At 71.7% G+C, this 16977-nt stretch carries 17 protein-coding genes; 8 read left to right on the top strand and 9 right to left on the bottom strand.

From position 1 onward, the window contains the following. Positions 1–95 precede the first annotated feature (95 nt). Entirely contained in the window at positions 96–1199 is a 1104-nt protein-coding gene (locus ACILRH_RS21760; protein WP_395696164.1) for a ScyD/ScyE family protein, read from the top strand. Between the two features lie 156 nt (positions 1200–1355). After that, positions 1356–2570 carry an amidohydrolase gene (locus tag ACILRH_RS21755; protein WP_395696163.1) on the top strand — a complete coding sequence of 405 codons (1215 nt, stop codon included), beginning with the start codon at positions 1356–1358 and terminating at the stop codon, positions 2568–2570. Between the two features lie 21 nt (positions 2571–2591). On the opposite strand, the gene ACILRH_RS21750 is transcribed toward ACILRH_RS21755, so the two are convergent. The 4 genes from ACILRH_RS21750 to ACILRH_RS21735 all read right to left on the bottom strand — a co-directional run bounded on the left by ACILRH_RS21750 (position 2592) and on the right by ACILRH_RS21735 (position 7851). Further along, positions 2592–3884 (bottom strand): ABC transporter permease, encoded by a 1293-nt coding sequence (locus ACILRH_RS21750; RefSeq protein WP_395696162.1) that lies wholly within the window; start codon positions 3882–3884, stop codon positions 2592–2594. Next, complete coding sequence (locus ACILRH_RS21745) at positions 3881–5104, bottom strand: ABC transporter permease (RefSeq protein WP_395696161.1); 1224 nt, start codon at positions 5102–5104, stop codon at positions 3881–3883. The genes ACILRH_RS21750 and ACILRH_RS21745 overlap by 4 nt, the downstream gene beginning before the upstream one ends. Then, positions 5101–6618 carry an ABC transporter ATP-binding protein gene (locus tag ACILRH_RS21740; protein WP_395696160.1) on the bottom strand — a complete coding sequence of 506 codons (1518 nt, stop codon included), beginning with the start codon at positions 6616–6618 and terminating at the stop codon, positions 5101–5103. The genes ACILRH_RS21745 and ACILRH_RS21740 overlap by 4 nt, the downstream gene beginning before the upstream one ends. Positions 6619–6726: 108 nt before the next feature. Next, positions 6727–7851 carry a BMP family protein gene (locus ACILRH_RS21735; RefSeq protein WP_395696159.1) on the bottom strand — a complete coding sequence of 375 codons (1125 nt, stop codon included), beginning with the start codon at positions 7849–7851 and terminating at the stop codon, positions 6727–6729. Between the two features lie 118 nt (positions 7852–7969). Between ACILRH_RS21735 and ACILRH_RS21730 the strand changes: the two genes are divergently transcribed. Together ACILRH_RS21730 and ACILRH_RS21725 are read left to right on the top strand one after the other, a co-directional pair. Further along, positions 7970–8395, top strand: coding sequence for a cytidine deaminase (locus ACILRH_RS21730; RefSeq protein WP_395696158.1), 426 nt, complete (start codon positions 7970–7972; stop codon positions 8393–8395). A gap of 10 nt (positions 8396–8405) precedes the next feature. After that, positions 8406–9695 carry a thymidine phosphorylase gene (locus tag ACILRH_RS21725; RefSeq protein ID WP_395696157.1) on the top strand — a complete coding sequence of 430 codons (1290 nt, stop codon included), beginning with the start codon at positions 8406–8408 and terminating at the stop codon, positions 9693–9695. Between the two features lie 110 nt (positions 9696–9805). Here the strand turns inward: ACILRH_RS21725 and ACILRH_RS21720 are convergent, their stop codons facing one another. Beyond that, positions 9806–10261 (bottom strand): MaoC family dehydratase, encoded by a 456-nt coding sequence (locus ACILRH_RS21720; protein ID WP_395696156.1) that lies wholly within the window; start codon positions 10259–10261, stop codon positions 9806–9808. Positions 10262–10298: 37 nt separating this feature from the next. On the opposite strand from ACILRH_RS21720, the gene ACILRH_RS21715 reads away from it, so the two are divergent. The 4 genes from ACILRH_RS21715 to ACILRH_RS21700 are packed head-to-tail and all read left to right on the top strand — an operon-like array spanning position 10299 to position 13468. Then, positions 10299–11393 carry an adenosine deaminase gene (locus ACILRH_RS21715; protein WP_395696155.1) on the top strand — a complete coding sequence of 365 codons (1095 nt, stop codon included), beginning with the start codon at positions 10299–10301 and terminating at the stop codon, positions 11391–11393. Continuing rightward, on the top strand, positions 11390–11866 hold the full coding sequence (locus ACILRH_RS21710; protein ID WP_395696154.1) for a DUF3592 domain-containing protein: 477 nt from the start codon (positions 11390–11392) through the stop codon (positions 11864–11866). The genes ACILRH_RS21715 and ACILRH_RS21710 overlap by 4 nt, the downstream gene beginning before the upstream one ends. Next, a complete protein-coding gene (locus ACILRH_RS21705; RefSeq protein WP_395696153.1) occupies positions 11867–13075 on the top strand; it encodes a cation:proton antiporter in 1209 nt (402 codons plus the stop codon). It begins immediately after the preceding gene. Between the two features lie 9 nt (positions 13076–13084). Beyond that, the gene (locus tag ACILRH_RS21700; RefSeq protein ID WP_395696152.1) at positions 13085–13468 is read left to right on the top strand and encodes an SHOCT domain-containing protein; all 384 of its coding nucleotides are present in this window, start codon (positions 13085–13087) and stop codon (positions 13466–13468) included. A 26-nt stretch (positions 13469–13494) separates the two neighbouring features. Here ACILRH_RS21700 and ACILRH_RS21695 read toward each other — a convergent pair whose 3' ends face one another. Genes ACILRH_RS21695 through ACILRH_RS21680 form a run of 4 tightly spaced genes read right to left on the bottom strand, consistent with a single transcriptional unit; the run spans position 13495 to position 16973 of the window. Beyond that, positions 13495–14055 carry a hypothetical protein gene (locus ACILRH_RS21695; protein WP_395696151.1) on the bottom strand — a complete coding sequence of 187 codons (561 nt, stop codon included), beginning with the start codon at positions 14053–14055 and terminating at the stop codon, positions 13495–13497. Further along, a complete protein-coding gene (locus ACILRH_RS21690; RefSeq protein ID WP_395696150.1) occupies positions 14052–14663 on the bottom strand; it encodes an ATP-binding protein in 612 nt (203 codons plus the stop codon). The genes ACILRH_RS21695 and ACILRH_RS21690 overlap by 4 nt, the downstream gene beginning before the upstream one ends. Before the next feature lie 7 nt (positions 14664–14670). Further along, positions 14671–15540: an aldehyde dehydrogenase family protein gene (locus ACILRH_RS21685; RefSeq protein WP_395696149.1), complete on the bottom strand. Its 870-nt coding sequence runs from the start codon at positions 15538–15540 to the stop codon at positions 14671–14673. Then, positions 15537–16973, bottom strand: a complete 1437-nt coding sequence (locus tag ACILRH_RS21680) for an aldehyde dehydrogenase family protein (protein ID WP_395696148.1) — start codon at positions 16971–16973, stop codon at positions 15537–15539. The genes ACILRH_RS21685 and ACILRH_RS21680 overlap by 4 nt, the downstream gene beginning before the upstream one ends. Positions 16974–16977 lie beyond the last annotated feature (4 nt).

The following is a 16977-nucleotide window of genomic DNA, read 5'->3' as shown; positions in this document are numbered from 1 at the left end:
GGAAACACGTGACAAATGAGCCGAAGTGGTGATGTGCGCGACCCCCTTCCGTGGTGAGACTGCTGCGGACCACACCAACCTCTTGGGGGAGACACATGCACCAGACCCGACTCATGGTGGCCGCCACGGCGGTCGCCCTCACGGCCGCGTCGTTCGGCGTACCGACCGCCGCGGACGCCGCGCGGCCTGAACCCACGACCCTGCTGAAGGGGCTGGTGTCGCCCCTCACGGCGGCGGTGGCCTCCGACGGCACCGTCTACGTCACGCAGAACTTCAGCGGCCAGCTGACCCGCAAGCGGCCCGGCAAGCCGGCGAAGGTCGTCTACGCCGCCCGGGGCGGCAACGAGGTGGGCGGCGTCTCGGTGCGCAAGGGCGTCGTCGTGTTCACCGAGACCGCCAGTGACGCCCAGGGCATGCCTGCCGACTCCTGGGTCAAGTGGATGGGGCGGTCCGGCAAGGTCCGGACGCTCGCGCACGTGCGGGCCTACGAGAACAAGCACAACCCCGACCACGTGGTGAAGTACGGCGCTCGCGGCATCCGGCCCGGCTGCGCCTCGCAGTGGCCGACCGACCAGTTCGGGCCGGCCACCTACCGCGGGCTGCCCGACTCGCATCCCTACGCCACCTACCAGACCACGAGGAAGGTGTACGTCGCCGATGCCGGCATGAACGCCGTCATCGCGATCTCCCGGTCGGGCCGCATCTCGACGGTCGCCGTGCTGCCGCCCGTGCCCGTGCGGATCACCCGCCAGCTCGCGGGCTCGATGGGGCTGCCGGACTGCGCCGTCGGGCTGACCTACTACGGCGAGCCGGTCCCGACCGACGTGGAGACCCGCAATGGCAAGCTGCTGGTCACCACCGAGGGCGGCGGCCTGGGCGAGCAGATGCCGCTCGGGTCGATCTACCGGGTCAACAAGCGCAGCGGCAAGACGACCAAGATCGTGGGCGGGCTGATGACCCCGGTCGGGCTGGGTGTCGCCCGGAACGGCGACCTGCTGGTGTCGCAGCTGTTCGCCGGCGTGATCTCGCGGGTGCCGCACGGCACGCACGCCGTCCGGACCTACGCCAAGGTCAACCTGCCGGCCGCGGTCGAGTGGACGCCGCGAGGTGTCTACGCGACGGTCGACTCGCTGGTCGGGCCGTCGCAGGAGCAGCCGTCCACCCCGCCCGGTGGTCGGCTGGTGAAGTACCGGCGCTGACCGGCTCCGCCCGCGGGATCGCAGGTCTGGACCACCTGCGGTCCCGCCGGGCGGACGCCCGGCCCCACGGCCGCCCGGTCGGTTGACCCAACTCCGGAGGTCACTCGATCCGGGCACCTGCCCCGGCGGGGCGGCCGGTGAACTAACCTCGACCTGATGTCCGATCCCGACGCCGGTGCCATGCCCCGCCCGACGACCGCCGCAGCCGTCCTCGACGCCGCCGTCGCCGAGCACGAGGCGGAGCTCGTCGCGCTGCGCCGCGACCTGCACGCCCACCCCGAGCTCTCCTGGCGCGAGATCCGCACGACGGCACTCGTCGCGGCGCGGGTCGAGCGCGCGGGCTGGCGGGTGACCGAGCTGCCCCGCACCGGTCTGGTCGCCGAGATCGGCGAGGGCGGACCGGTCGTGGCGCTGCGCGCGGACCTCGACGCACTTCCGGTGCCGGACCTCACCGACGACCCCTGGGCGAGCACGGTGGACGGCGTGACCCACGCCTGCGGCCACGACGTCCACGTCGCCTCGCTGGTCGGGGCGGCGATCGCGCTGGGCCGGGCCCACGAGCAGGGCCTGGTCCGGGGCCGGGTGCGGCTGCTCTTCCAGCCCGCCGAGGAGGTCATGCCCGGCGGAGCCCTCTCCCTCATCGACGAGGGTGCCCTGGCGGACGTGGAGCGGATCTTCGGGCTGCACTGCGACCCCAGCCTCGACGTCGGCCAGGTGGGGCTGCGGGAGGGCCCGATCACCGGCGCCGCCGACCACCTCGAGGTGCTGCTCACCGGCTCCGGCGGCCACACGTCGCGGCCGCACCTGACCGAGGACCTCACCTACGCGCTCGCCAAGGTGGTCACCGAGCTGCCCGGCATCCTCTCGCGGCGCCTGGACCCTCGCGCCGGTGTCAGCGTGGTGTGGGGCATCGTGCACGCCGGCGCGGCCCACAACGTCATCCCCGCGACCGGTCGGGTCGGGGGCACCGTCCGGATGCTCGACGCGGTGGCCTGGTCCGAGGCCGAGAAGCTGGTCCCGGTGCTGGTCGAGCAGATCGTCGCGCCCTACGGCGTGCACGCCCAGGTGGACTACCAGCGCGGCGTGCCCCCGGTCGTCAACGACCTCTCCGCCACCATCGAGCTCGGGCACGCGGTCGAGGACGTCCTCGGACCCGCCGGGCACGTGCCGACCCAGCAGAGCCTCGGTGGCGAGGACTTCGGCTGGTACCTGGACCGGGTCACGGGCTCGATGGGGCGGCTGGGCACCCGGACGCCGGGCGGGCCGACGTACGACCTCCACCAGGGCAACCTGCGCATCGACGAGCGCGCCGTGGCCATCGGCGCCCGGGTGCTCGCCGGCGTCGCTCTCTCGGCCCTGCGCCGCGGCTGAGCCGCGGCTGCGCCCTCCCGACTAGCCCTTGCGGTAGGGGATCCCGTCCGCGGCCGGCGGGCGCGACCGACCGACGAGCCCGGCGACCGCGAAGATCGTGACGACGTACGGCAGCATCAGCATGAACTGGCTGGGCACCGGCGAGCCGATGACCGACAGCACGCCCTGCAGGTTCGTGGCGAAGCCGAACAGCAGCGCCGCCAGGGTCGCCCGGATCGGGTCCCACTTGCCGAAGATGACCGCCGCCAGCGCGATGTAGCCCGCGCCGCCGGTCATCTCCCGGTTGAACTGGGGCACCGAGACCAGCGTGTAGAACGCGCCGCCCATGCCGGCGACGGCGCCGGCGATCAGGATGGTGCGCCACCGGGTGCGGTTGACCTTGATGCCGACGGTGTCGGCCGCGGTCGGGTGCTCGCCGACGGCGCGCACCCGCAGGCCCCACTTGGTCCGGTAGAGCGCCCAGGTGACCAGGGCGACCGCGACGTAGAGGAGGTACACGATCGGGGTCTGGCGGAAGAAGATCGGCCCGATGAGGGGGATGTCGCCCAGCACCGGGATCACCAGCCGGTCGAAGTGCGGCGGCGAGTTGAGCGTGTCGGCGTTGGGGGCCAGCACCTGGGTGAACATGAAGCTGGTCAGGCCGAGCACCAAGACGTTGAGGACCACGCCGACGATGACCTGGTCGACGAAGTAGCTGATGGCGAACAGCCCCAGCAGCAGGGCGACCAGCACGCCCGCGACGCTTGCGGCCACCAGTCCGGCCCAGGCGGAGCCGACCACCGAGGCGATCATCGCGGCGGCGAAGGCCCCGGCGAGGAGCTGCCCCTCGATCGCGATGTTGACCACGCCCGAGCGCTCGCCGAGGACGCCACCGAGGGCACCGAAGACGAGAGGCACGGCGAGGGCGAGCGATCCCGAGAGCAGCCCGACGACCGGGATGGTGCCGCCGGTGGCCGCCCAGGTGAGGAATCCGACGACCCAGGCGACCGAGTAGACGATGACCAGCCACATCGGCGTCCTGCGTCGCTGCCGGTAGAGGACGACCGAGCCGGCCGCGCACAGCAGGCACACCGCCGCCAGCACCCAGGCGGTCAGGGTCGACGGCACGGTCACGGTCGGCAGCTGGGCGAAGTCGCTGGGGACGGCGAGCCGGAAGGTCGTGTCGCCCGACTCGGGGAAGAACGCCACGATGGCCGCGAGTCCGACCGCGAGGACGCTGAGGAGGACCGGCGCCTTCTTGTCGATGACGGTGGTGACGCCGGCCAGCGGCGTCTCGTCGAGCGGGATGCTGGCCTCGCCGGTCGTCGTGCTCACTTCGCCTCCTTGGCAGGCAGCCGGAAGATGGTCTTGATCAGGGGTGGTGCCGCCAGGAAGAGCACGATCAGCGACTGCACGACCAGCACGATGTCGACCGGGATGTTCTGCGAGGCCTGCATCGCGAAGCCGCCGGCCTTCAACGCGCCGAACAGCACGCCCGCCGCCAGGATGCCGAACGGCCGGGACCGGCCGAGGAGGGCGACCGTGATCGCGTCGAAGCCGATCCCGGCGTCGAGGTCGACGGTGATGCCGCTGGTCACGGTGCCGAGCACCTGGTTGGCGCCGGCCAGCCCGATGAGCGCTCCGGCGATCAGCATGACCACGACGTACGTGCGGCCGACGTCGATGCCCGAGGCCCGGGCGGCCTGCGGGTTGATGCCCACGGCGCGGATCCGGAAGCCGAGCGCCGACCGCTCCAGCAGCCACCAGGCGAACGCGACCGCGAGCAGCGCGATGATGAACCCCAGGTGCAGGTTGTACTGGTCGCCGAAGAGCTTCGGCAGGACCGCGGAGTCCTTCATCGGCAGGGACTTGGGGTTGAACGAGTCGGGCGCCTGCAGCAGGCTCTGCTTCGAGAGCGCGAAGAACACCAGGTAGAACGCGACGTAGTTGAGCATGATCGTCACGATCACCTCGTGGGCGCCGGTGCGGGCCTTGAGGACGCCGGCCAGGCCGGCCCACAGCGCCCCGCCCAGCATCGCGGCGACGAGTGCCAGGCTCAGGTGCAGCACGGCCGGGAGGTCGAACTGGTAGCCGACCCAGCCCGCCGCGGCACCCGCGATCAGTATCTGGCCGCGGCCACCGATGTTGAACAGGCCGGCACGGAAGGCGACGCCGACGCCGAGGCCCGAGACGATGAGGGGAGCAGCGAACTTCGCGGTCTCCGTCAGCGGCTTGATGCCCTGCTGGAAGGAGTCGGCGTTGGTGTTGTAGACCGACCCGCGGAACAGGGCCGTGTAGGCACCCCACACGGCGTCCCAGGTGGCGTTGAAGAAGTCCCCCGGCCGCGCGGTGATGTAGCCGGCCGTGGCGCGCACGTTGTCATCGGTGACGGCGATCAGCACCGACCCGACGAGCACGGCGAGGAGCACGGCGAGCACCCCGACCAGGAAGCTCCCGGCCGCGAACTCGTGGAGGAAGGCGCTCCACCGGTCCTGCTCCGGCGCCTCCTCCGGCTCGGTGGGGGGCTGCTGCTCGGTCCCGACACTGCTGGTCATGCGGGGATCGCTCCTTCCGGACGCTCACCGGTCATCATCAGGCCGAGCACCTCACGAGGCGTGTCCCCGGGGACGATGCCGACGACGCGACCCCGGTAGAGCACCATGATGCGGTCCGCCAGGGCAGCCACCTCGTCGAGCTCGGTGGACACCACCAGGACGGCGACACCCGCGTCCCGGCCGGCCACGATCTGTTTGTGGATGAACTCGATCGAGCCCACGTCGACGCCGCGCGTCGGCTGCGCTGCGACCAGCAGCCGTAGGTCGCGCGAGAGCTCCCGCGCGACGACGACCTTCTGCTGGTTGCCGCCGGAGAGCTGGTCCGCGAGCGTGGTGACGCCGGGTGCGCGCACGTCGTACTCGGCGATCTTGTCCTTGGCGAACGTCTCGAGGTGCTCCAGCTGCAGCGTGCCGCGGCGGACGAACTCGCCGCCGTGGCTGCGGTTGAGCATCAGGTTCTCGGCGATCGTGAACTCGCCCACGAGACCCTCGACCTGGCGGTCCTCGGGGATGAAGCCGACCCCGGAGTCCAGGATGTGGCGGACCGACCGCCCCACCAGCTCCTGGCCGTCCAGGCGGATCGAGCCCTGCACGTGGTCCTGCAGGCCCATCAGCGCCTCGGTCAGCTCGGTCTGGCCGTTGCCCTGCACCCCGGCCACCGCGAGGATCTCGCCGGCCTTCACGGTGAAGCTGACGCCGTCGACGTGCACCCGGCCCGCGTCGTCGAAGACCCGGAGGTCCTTGACCGCGAGCATCTCCGCGCCGGGCTTCGCCGGGTCCTTGTGCACGGTCAGCTCGACCGGTCGGCCGACCATCAAGGCGGCGAGCTCGGCGTTGCTCGCGGTCGGCTGGGCCTCCCCGACGACCTTGCCGAGCCGGATGACCGTGATCTTGTCCGCGACCTCGCGCACCTCGCGCAGCTTGTGGGTGATGAAGACGATCGCCTTCCCGGCCGCCCGGAGCTGCCGCATGATCTCCATCAGCTCGTCGGTCTCCTGGGGCGTCAGCACCGCGGTCGGCTCGTCGAGCACGAGCACCTGGGCGTCGCGGGAGAGCGCCTTGATGATCTCGACCCGCTGCTGCACGCCGACGGGGAGGTCCTCGACGAGCGCGTCGGGGTTGACGTCGAACCCGAACTGCTCGGAGATCTCCCGGACCCGCCGGCGCGAGGCCTCGAGGTCGAGCCGGCCGGCGAAGCCGGTCGACTCGTCGCCGAGCATGACGTTCTCGGCGACGGTGAAGACGGGGATCAGCATGAAGTGCTGGTGCACCATGCCGATGCCGGCGGCGATGGCGTCGCCGGGCCCGTCGAAGTGCTGGACGACCCCGTCCAGCTCGATCTCGCCCTCGTCGGCCCGGTAGAGCCCGTAGAGGACGTTCATCAGCGTGGACTTGCCGGCGCCGTTCTCGCCGAGGAGGGCGTGGATCTCCCCGGGCTCCACCGTCAGCGAGATGGCGTCGTTGGCGACGAGCGTCCCGAAACGCTTCGTGATGTCGCGGAGGACGAGCTTCATGGCACGGATCCTAGTGTCGACGGCAGGGGGTCTCGGCAAGGGAAGGGGGGAGGCCGGCGGGGCCGGCCTCCCCCCTTCCGAGGGTGGTGCGAACCTACGCTGCCAGGGTCACTGGTTCAGGTAGGAGTTGACCGGGATCGTGCCGTCCTTGATGCCGGCCGCGATCTCCTGCAGCTGGTCGGACAGGTCGGCGGGGACCTTCGACTCGAAGTTGTGGAACGGGGCGATCCCGACGCCGTCGTTCTCCAGCGTGCCGACGTACGGCGCGAAGTCGAAGTTGTCGCCGTCGTTGGCCGCCGACATGATCGCCTCGTAGGTCGAGACCTTCATGTTCTTCAGGATCGACGTCATCACGACGTCCTGCGTGGTCGGGTCGGTCTCGAACAGGTCGGCGTCCACGCCGATCATCGCGATGTCCTTGCCCGAGTCGCCGATCGCGGTCACGGCGCCCTGGTAGATCGGGCCACCGACGGGGAGGATGACGTCAGCGCCCTGGTCGATGATCTGCTTGGCGGTGTTGGTCGCCTTCTCGTTGGCCTCGAAGCCACCGGTGAAGGAGCCGTTCTTGCCGTCCCAGCCGACGACCTTGACGCTCTTGCCGTTCTCCTTGTTGTAGTAGTCGACGCCCTGCTTGAAGCCGTCCATGAAGATGGTGACGGTCGGGTAGGGCTGACCACCGTAGGTGCCGACGATGCCGGTCTTGCTGTAGTCGGCGGCGGCGTAGCCCGCGAGGAACGCGGCCTGCGCGGTGTCGTAGAGCAGCGGCTTGATGTTGGGCTCGTCGGCCTTGCCGTCGAAGCTCTGGCCGTCGTCGCCGCCGTCGGCGGCGTCGTCGATGAGGACGAACTTGATGTCCGGGTTGGCGGCCGCCGCCTCCTTGGTCGCCGCGGCGAGCGCGAAGCCGACCGTGACGATGGTGTCGCAACCTTCGGAGACCAGGCTGTCGATGTTGGGGGCGTAGTCGTTCTCGCTGTTGGACTCGACGGCCTTGAAGTCGGTGCCGAGCTCGTCGGCGGCCTGCTTCACGCCCTCGTAGCTGAGCTGGTTGAACGACTTGTCGTCGAAGCCACCCGCGTCGGACACGATGCACGGCAGGAAGTCCGACGCCGCCGGGCTGCTGCCGCCGTCGCTGCCGCCGCTGGACTCGTCCGGCGCGCTGCCGCACGCGGTCAGCACGGCCGCGGCCAGCAGGGCCGCCACACCGCCGCCGGCAGCCTTCCTCAAGTTCTTCACTGTTGCCTCCAGATCTTCGCCCGTCGAGTTACGGCGCGACAATCGTGCACCGTACCGAAGGTTTCACGGTCGTCACGCCCTTACCCGGGAAAGATTGTGTAACGGTTAGGGTGACTGCGTGCCGGATACCGCCACACCTGCCGACGCCCCTGCTGCGACGCCCGACTGGGACGCCCTGCGAGCCGCTGCGGACGAGGCCGCGACCCACGCCTACGCGCCGTACTCGCGGTACCGCGTGGGCGCCGCGGCGCGCGTCGACGACGGCCGCGTGGTCGCGGGCTGCAACGTCGAGAACGCGGCGTACGGCGTCACCCTGTGCGCCGAGTGCGGACTGGTCGGCCAGCTGCACCTGACCGGAGGCGGACGCCTCACCCACTTCGTCTGCGTCAACGGCGAGGGCGACCTGATCATGCCCTGCGGACGGTGCCGCCAGCTGCTCTCGGAGAACGGCGGCTCACAGCTGCAGCTCCTGACCCCCGCGGGCGTGCGGAGCATGGCCGAGGTGCTGCCCGCGGCGTTCGGTCCCGAGGACCTGGCCCCGTAGGGTGCGCGACGTGCCCCACGAACACGACGCCGTCGAGGTCATCGCCGCGAAGCGCGACCGCCAGGCGCTGAGCGACAGCCAGATCGACTGGGTCATCGACGCCTACACGCGTGGCGACGTCGCCGACGAGCAGATGTCGGCGCTCGCGATGGCGGTCCTGCTCAACGGGATGGACCGGCGCGAGATCGCCCGCTGGACCGCGGCGATGATCGCCTCCGGCGAGCGGATGGACTTCTCCTCGCTGTCGCGCCCGACCGCCGACAAGCACTCGACGGGTGGCGTCGGGGACAAGATCACGCTGCCGCTGGCTCCGCTCGTGGCGGCCTGCAGCGTGGCCGTCCCGCAGCTCTCGGGCCGCGGCCTGGGGCACACGGGCGGCACCCTGGACAAGCTGGAGTCGATCCCGGGCTGGCGGGCGTCCCTGTCGACCGAGGAGATGCTCGCCCAGCTGGAGTCGGTCGGTGCGGTGATCTGCGCGGCCGGGGACGGGCTGGCTCCGGCGGACAAGAAGCTCTACGCGTTGCGCGACGTGACCGCGACGGTCGAGGCGATCCCCCTCATCGCGTCGTCGATCATGTCCAAGAAGATCGCCGAGGGCACCGGGGCCCTGGTCCTGGACGTCAAGGTCGGCACCGGCGCGTTCATGAAGGACGTCGACTCGGCCCGCGAGCTCGCCGCGACCATGGTGGCGCTCGGTCAGGACGCGGGTGTGCACACGGTCGCGCTCCTGACCGACATGTCCACCCCGCTGGGCCGCACGGCCGGCAACGCGGTCGAGGTGCAGGAGTCGGTCGACGTGCTGGCCGGCGGCGGGCCGGCCGACGTCGTCGAGCTGACCCTGGCGCTCGCCCGGGAGATGCTCGCCGGCGCCGGCCGCGACGACGTGGACCCCGCCGACAAGCTCGCCGACGGCTCCGCCATGGACGTCTGGAAGGCGATGGTCCGCGCCCAGGACGGTGACCCGGACGCGCCGCTCCCGACCGCGCGGGAGTCCCACGTGGTGCCGGCGCCGTCGTCGGGAGTGCTCACCCGGCTGGACGCGATGGCGGTCGGGCTGGCGGCCTGGCGCCTCGGCGCCGGTCGCGCCCGCAAGGAGGACCCGGTGCAGGCCGGCGCCGGTGTGGTCTGGCACGCCCGCCCGGGCGACGAGGTCACCGAGGGCGAGCCGCTCTTCACGCTGCTGACCGACGAGCCCGGCCGCTTCGACCGGGCCCTCGCCTCACTCGACGGCGGCTACGACATCTCGCCCGCGGGCACGCCGTACACCCCCGACCCCCTGGTCATCGACCGGATCGGCTGACGGAGCGGGCCCAGGGGACCCGTTGAGTTGGGACTTGTGACCAGTTGAGTCGAGGGTTCCGACCACGGCTGTGGTCACAACCCTCAACTCGGTCGGTCACAACCCTCAACTCAACCTGCCAGGAGCAGGACCACCGTCTCGGCGACGCAGGCGGGCTTGGCCTCGCCCTCGATCTCGATCGTGTAGCGCAGGGTGAGCTGCTTGCCGGCGGGGACGTCGGTGACCTCACCCAGCGCGACGTGCGCGCGGACCCGGCTGCCCACCCGGACCGGGTTCGGGAAGCGGACCTTGTTGACGCCGTAGTTGAGCTTCGCGCCGGGCGTGTCCAGCGCGAAGACCTGGCTGCCGAGGTAGGGCACGAGCGACAGCGTGAGGTAGCCGTGGGCGATGGTGCCGCCGAAGGGGCCGGCCGCGGCCCGCTCGACGTCCACGTGGATCCACTGGTGGTCGCCGGTCGCCTCCGCGAACCGGTCGACCCGCTCCTGGTCGATCGTGAGCCAGTCGGACGTGCCGAGCTCCTCGCCGCTCGCGGCGGCCAGCTCGTCGAGTGTCGTGAGTACGCGCATGACGCTGAAACTAGCGGGCTTCTGCGAGGATCCCGGCATGACCCTGTCCCTCGAGCAGATCCGACGGGCGCCGAAGGTGCTCCTCCACGACCACCTCGACGGCGGCCTGCGTCCGCAGTCGATCGTGGACCTCGCCGCGGAGACCGGCCACGCGCTGCCGGCCGTCGAGGGGCCGATGACCGCCGAGTCCCTCGGCCGGTGGTTCGCCGAGGCGGCGGACTCGGGCTCCCTGGAGCGCTACCTGGAGACCTTCGCCCACACGGTCGCGGTGATGCAGACCGCCCCGGCGCTGACCCGGGTCGCCCGGGAGTGCGTCGAGGACCTGGCCGCTGACGGCGTCGTGTACGCCGAGGTGCGCTACGCCCCCGAGCAGCACGTCGAGGAGGGGCTGACCCTCGACGAGGTCGTCGCGGCCGTGCAGGAGGGCTTCGAGCAGGGCGTGGCCGCGACCGGGGGACGGATCGTGGTGCGGCAGCTGCTCACCGCGATGCGCAACCGGGCGCGCTCGATGGAGATCGCCGAGCTCGCCGTGGCGTGGCGCGACCGGGGAGTGGCGGGCTTCGACATCGCCGGTGCCGAGGCGGGCTACCCGCCCACCCGGCACCTCGACGCGTTCGAGTACCTCCAGCGGGAGAACGCGCACTTCACGATCCACGCCGGGGAGGCCTTCGGCCTGCCCTCGATCTGGCAGGCGATCCAGTGGTGCGGTGCCGACCGGCTCGGCCACGGCGTGCGCATCATCGACGACATCACCGTGCACGACGACGGCTCCGTGGAGCTGGGCCGGCTGGCGGCGTACGTCCGCGACAAGCGCATCCCGCTCGAGCTGTGCCCGTGGTCGAACGTGCAGACCGGCGCCGCACCGTCGATCGCGGAGCACCCGATCGGCCTGCTCGCCGACCTCCGCTTCCGGGTCACCGTCAACACCGACAACCGGCTGATGAGCCACACGTCGATGACCAAGGAGATGGCCTCCCTGGTCGAGGCGTTCGGCTACGGGCTCGACGACCTGCGGTGGGTGACGATCAACGCGATGAAGTCGGCGTTCCTGCCCTTCGACGAGCGGCTGGCCATCATCGACGGCACCATCAAGCCCGGGTACGCCGCGCTCGCGGAGGAGCTCACCGGATGAAGATCCACTACGTCCCCACCGTCCTGCTGCTGACCAGCACCGTCGTCATCGCGGTCGTCGGCGTGGTGCTGCTGCTCAAGGGCCGGTCGGTGCGGCGCACGGCCGAGCGGTTCCGCGAGCGCGCCGTCCCGGTGAGCGCGACCGTGGTGGAGCTGCAGGCCAAGGACCTCAGCATCCGCGCGGAGCCGGACACCCGCTACTTCGCGCTCGTGCGCTACCTCCCCGACGGCGCGGACGAGCCGGTCGAGGCGGTCACCCTCACCGACCTCCCGTCGCCGCCGCCCCGGGTGGGGGAGCAGATCGACGTCGCCTACGACCCCGAGCACCCCAGGCGGGTGGACGTGGTCGCCACGGAGCGCACGGTCGAGGGCGCGGGCCGGACCTGGCTGGTCCTCGGCACCCTGGTGGTGCTGCTCGCCCTGGGCGTCGCGGCCGGTTGGCTGGTCCTGGTCCTCGTCGTCTGGACGTCCTGAGTGCCGAACGCGGGGGAGTCGATCTTCTGGATCTCGCTGTGCGCGGTCCTGGCTCCGCTGCTGTCCGGGATCGTCTTCCGGCACCGCGTGCCCGAGGTCGTGCTGCTGCTCGTGCTCGGCGTCTGCATCGGACCGAACGTGCTCGACCTCGCCGTCACCGGCCAGGGCGTGGACATGCTGCGCGAGCTGGGTCTCGGGATGTTGTTCCTGCTCGCCGGCTACGAGATCGAGCCGGCGGAGCTGGTCGGCCGCGGCGGCCGGCGCGCCCTGCTCACCTGGGCGGCCTGTCTCGGGGTGGCCCTGGGCCTGGTGTGGCTGGTCGGGCTCAGCGACCACGTGCACGCCGAGGTGGCGGTCGCGATCGCCCTCACCTCCACCGCGCTCGGCACCCTGCTGCCGATCCTCAAGGACAGCGGGGTGCTCCCCACGCCGTTCGGCCGGACCCTCATGCACCACGGCGCGTACGGCGAGCTCGGACCGATCGTCGCGATGGCGGTGCTGCTCAGCACCCGGGGTCCGGCGACCTCGCTGGTCGTGCTCGCCCTCTTCGCCGTCATCGCCGTCCTGGTGCACCGGTTCGGCGCCGTGCTCAGCCGCGAGGAGTCGCGGGTGCTGGCGGTGGTGCGGCGGGGGGCGGAGTCCTCGAGCCAGACCGAGGTCCGGCTGGTCGTCCTCCTGCTGGTCACCCTCGGGGTCGCGGCGGCGGCCTTCCAGCTCGACGGGGTGCTCGGCGCCTTCACCGCCGGGTTCGTGCTGCGGATGCTTGTCCCCGAGGGTCACGAGAGCCTCGAGCACAAGCTCCAGGGGCTGGCGTTCGGGCTGCTGATCCCGGTCTTCTTCATCACCTCGGGCATGGCCATCGACCCGGCGGCGGTCGCGGCCGAGCCGGTCGCGCTCGCGTCCTTCGTGCTGCTCATCGTGCTGGTCCGCGGCGGCGGGGTCCGGATCGCCGCCCGGGCCAGCGGGTTCGACCGCCGCGAGAGCACGGCGATGGGGATGTTCGCCGCCACCGGCCTCCCCATCATCGTCGCGGTCACCTCGGTGGCCGTCTCGGAGGGCCAGATGACGCCGCTGAACGCGTCGGTCCTGGTCGCCGGCGGCGCGATCACCGTGCTGGTCTGCCCCCTGGTCGGGCAGCGACTGCTCTCCGGGGGAGGCCTGGGTCGTCACCCGGATCGGGTGAGCCCGGACGGGTGGTCCGGCTCCTAGGGTGCGAGCGTGGACAGCTTCTGGGACTTCTTCTGGTTCGTCATCGCCTTCTTCCTGCTCATGGCGTACCTCATGGTGCTCTTCCAGATCCTCACGGACATGTTCCGGGATCGGGAGCTGAGCGGTTGGTGGAAGGCGGTCTGGGTCCTCTTCCTCATCTTCTTCCCGTTCATCACGGCGCTGGTCTACCTGATCGCGCGTGGGCGGGGGATGGCCGAGCGCCAGGTCTCGGCGATCAAGGCCGCGCAGGCCGACCAGGAGGCCTACATCCGGTCGGTCACCGGCAGCGGTGCGACGGCGGCGGACCAGATCGCCCAGGCCAAGGGCCTGCTGGACTCCGGTGCCATCAGCCAGGAGGAGTTCGACGCGCTCAAGGCCAAGGCGCTGGGCTGACGCCCACGTCCTGAGCGGCCGGCGGGTCAGCGGGGGAGGACCGCCCACCAGGCGTGGTCCCACCCCGCCAGACCCAGCCTCGCCCGGCGGAAGTCCGCACGGCTAACGTCGACGAGGTGGCCGCGCGCGGGCTCGTAGCAGCGCAGCCGCTCGTCCTCCTCGCCGAGGGCGAGCACCACGTGGCGCGGCAGCCAGCGGCTGCCGACGTACACGGGGACCGGCTGACGACGACGGACGGCGGCGACGATCGCGTCGTACCCCGCCGCCGGGGCGGTGCGGATCCAGTGCACCTGCCGGTCACCGAGCTGACCGGCCACGGCCCACGGCGGCGTGCCCAGGGCGCGCGGCCAGGGCACCTGCCAGCGGCCATCGGTCACCGTCGAGGTGACTCGCCGGTGCATCGCGAGCACCTCCTCGCGGAACGCCTCCACGACCGACGGGGCGGCGCCGAGGCGCTCGCCGTAGCCGGCGTCGGTGACCAGGCGGGCCATGACCAGGCAGGTGGCGCCGCAGGACACCCGGTCGGGCTGGACCAGCCGCTCCGCGAACACCCGCTGCGGCCAGTCCTCGGTCGGCTCGGGGCTCACGGCTGCGGCTCCCGCCCGAGCAGGCCGCGGACGGCGTCGTGGGCGTCGTCGGGGTGCACCGGGGTGCAGCCGCGCGCGACCGCGTGGGCGACGACCCGGCGCTGGTCGCGCATGAGCGTGACGCCTCGGCGCACCAGCACGAGCGGCGGCTTCCGCCGCTCGCGCAGGTCGCGGGTGAGGCGGCGCCAGAAGGTGACCACGGGGTGCTGGCGCACGCAGTACGCCGCCGCGAGCAGCCCGGCCTCGTGGCAGTGCGGCACGACCTCCTGGGCGAAGATGCCCTCGGCGAGGAACAGGTCGTGGTCGCCGAGGTCGAGCTCCTGCCACCCGCACCGACCGTCGTGGGCGATGTCGTAGATCGGCACCTCGGCCCGCCCGGTGCGGCACAGCCGGTCGACGGCGGCCATCGCGTCGTCGAGCAACCACGACGCCGGGTCGTCCCAGTCGACGATGCCCGCGTTCGAGCCGTGCTCGATCAGGGGGAGCGTCGGGTCACCGGCGCTCTTGTAGAAGTCGTCGAGCCGCAGGACCGGCAGGCCCAGCCGTTCGGCGAGGCGGGACTTGCCGGCGCCCGAGGGGCCGGCCAGCACGATCACCCGGGCGCGCACCGTCGAATCAGATGCCGATGGGGTGCCAGACCGTCTTGGTCTCCAGGAACGCCGCCATCGGCTCCACCCCGGGGTCGGCGCTCCAGTCCGGCTCGGCGGCCGGCGCGCGGCGTACCCGCTTGAGGTTGTCGGCGGCCGCGACCTCGAGGTCGGTGGCCAGCGCGGCGTCACCGGCGATGCCGGTCAGGTCGATGGCGTTGACGTCCATGTGGGCGGCCAGCCACGGCCCGATCGTCGCCGCGGAGCCGGTCAGCACGTTCACCACGCCCCCGGGGACGTCGGAGGTGGCGAGCACCTCGGCGAACGTCACGGCCGGCAGCGGCCGCTCGAACGACGAGACCACGACGGCGGTGTTGCCGGTGACCACCACCGGGGCGACGACGCTGACCAGGCCGAGCAGGGAGGACCGCCGGGGCGCGAGCACGGCGACCACGCCGGTGGGCTCGGGGACCGAGAGGTTGAAGAACGGACCGGCCACCGGGTTGGCGTTGCCGAGCACCTGGGTGACCTTGTCGGCCCAGCCGGCGTACCAGACCAGGCGGTCGACGGCCTCGTCGACGACCTTGTCGGCCTTCGCGCCCGACAGGCCCTCGGACTGGCCGACCGCCTGGACGAACTGCGGGCGGCGGTCCTCCATCACCTCGGCGACCCGGTAGAGGATCTGCGCCCGGTTGTACGCCGTGCGGCCCGACCACCCCGGGAACGCCTTGCGGGCCGCGACGACGGCGTCGCGCGCGTCCTTGCGCGAGGCGAGGGCGGCGTTGGCCACGAAGGCTCCCTTGCTGTCGGCGACCTCGTAGGAGTGCCCCGACTCCGAGCGGGGGAACGCCCCGCCGATGTAGAGCTTGTAGGTCTTGCGGACGTCGATCCTGCTCACCTGAGGTACCCCTCCAGCCCCTGGCGGCCGCCCTCGCGGCCGTAGCCCGACTCCTTGAACCCGCCGAACGGGCTGGTCGGGTCGAACTTGTTGAACGTGTTGGCCCACACGACGCCGGCGCGCAGCCGGTCGGCCATCGCGAGGATCCGCGAGCCCTTCTCGGTCCACACGCCTGCCGACAGCCCGTACGGCGTGTTGTTGGCCTTCTCGACCGCCTCGGCCGGGGTGCGGAAGGTGAGCACCGAGAGGACCGGCCCGAAGATCTCCTCGCGGGCGATCCGGTGGGCCTGGGAGACCCCGGTGAAGATCGTCGGCGGGAACCAGAAGCCCTGGGTGGGCAGGTCGCACGCGACCTCCCAGCGCTCGGCGCCCTCGGCGTCGCCGACCTCGGACAGCTCACGGATGCGCTTGAGCTGCTCCCCGGAGTTGATCGCGCCGATGTCGGTGTTCTTGTCCAGCGGGTCGCCCATCCGCAGCGTCGACATCCGCCTCTTCAGGCGCTCGAGCAGCTCGTCGTACACGCTCTCCTGCACGAGCAGACGCGAACCGGCGCAGCACACGTGGCCCTGGTTGAAGAAGATGCCGTCGACGATCCCCTCGACCGCCTGGTCGATCGGTGCGTCGTCGAACACGATGTTGGCGGCCTTGCCGCCGAGCTCGAGGGTGACCCGCTTGCTGGTGCCCGCGACGGTGCGGGCGATGGCCTTGCCGACCTCGGTCGAGCCGGTGAACGCGATCTTGTCGACATCCGGGTGGGCGACCAGCGCCTGGCCGGTCGCGCCGGCACCGGTGACGATGTTGACCACGCCCGGCGGCAGGTCGGCCTGCTGGCAGATCTCGGCGAAGAGCAGCGCGGTCAGCGGCGTGGTCTCGGCGGGCTTCAGCACGACGGTGTTGCCGCACGCGAGGGCCGGCGCGATCTTCCACGCGAGCATCAGCAGCGGGAAGTTCCAGGGGATGACCTGCCCGGCGACACCGAGCGGCGTCGACCCGAAGCCTGAGTGCTCCAGCTTGTCGGCCCAGCCGGCGTAGTAGAAGAAGTGGGCGGCGACCGTCGGGATGTCGACGTCGCGCGACTCCTTGATCGGCTTGCCGTTGTCGAGCGACTCGAGGACCGCGAGCTCGCGGGCGCGCTCCTGGATGATCCGGGCGATCCGGTAGAGGTACTTGGCCCGCTCGCGGCCCGGCATCCGCGACCAGACCTTGTCGTAGGCCTTCCTGGCTGCGCGGACCGCGGCGTCGACGTCGGCCTGGTCGGCCTCGGCGACCTCGGCGAGGACCTCCTCGGTGGCCGGGCTGATGGTCTTGAAGCTGCCACCGTGGCCGTCGACGAAGGCACCGTCGACGAACAGGCCGTAGGAGGGCTTGATGTCGACGATGCTGCGCGACTCGGGGGCCGGTGCGTACTCGAAGGGGCTGCCCTGCGATGTCATGGCG

Origin of the sequence: Nocardioides sp. (genome assembly GCF_044226765.1) — a bacterium.
Taxonomy (GTDB): Bacteria; Actinomycetota; Actinomycetes; order Propionibacteriales; family Nocardioidaceae; genus Nocardioides.
Note: the sequence above shows the minus strand (reverse complement) of the source record. Positions and strands in the feature narration are given on the sequence as shown.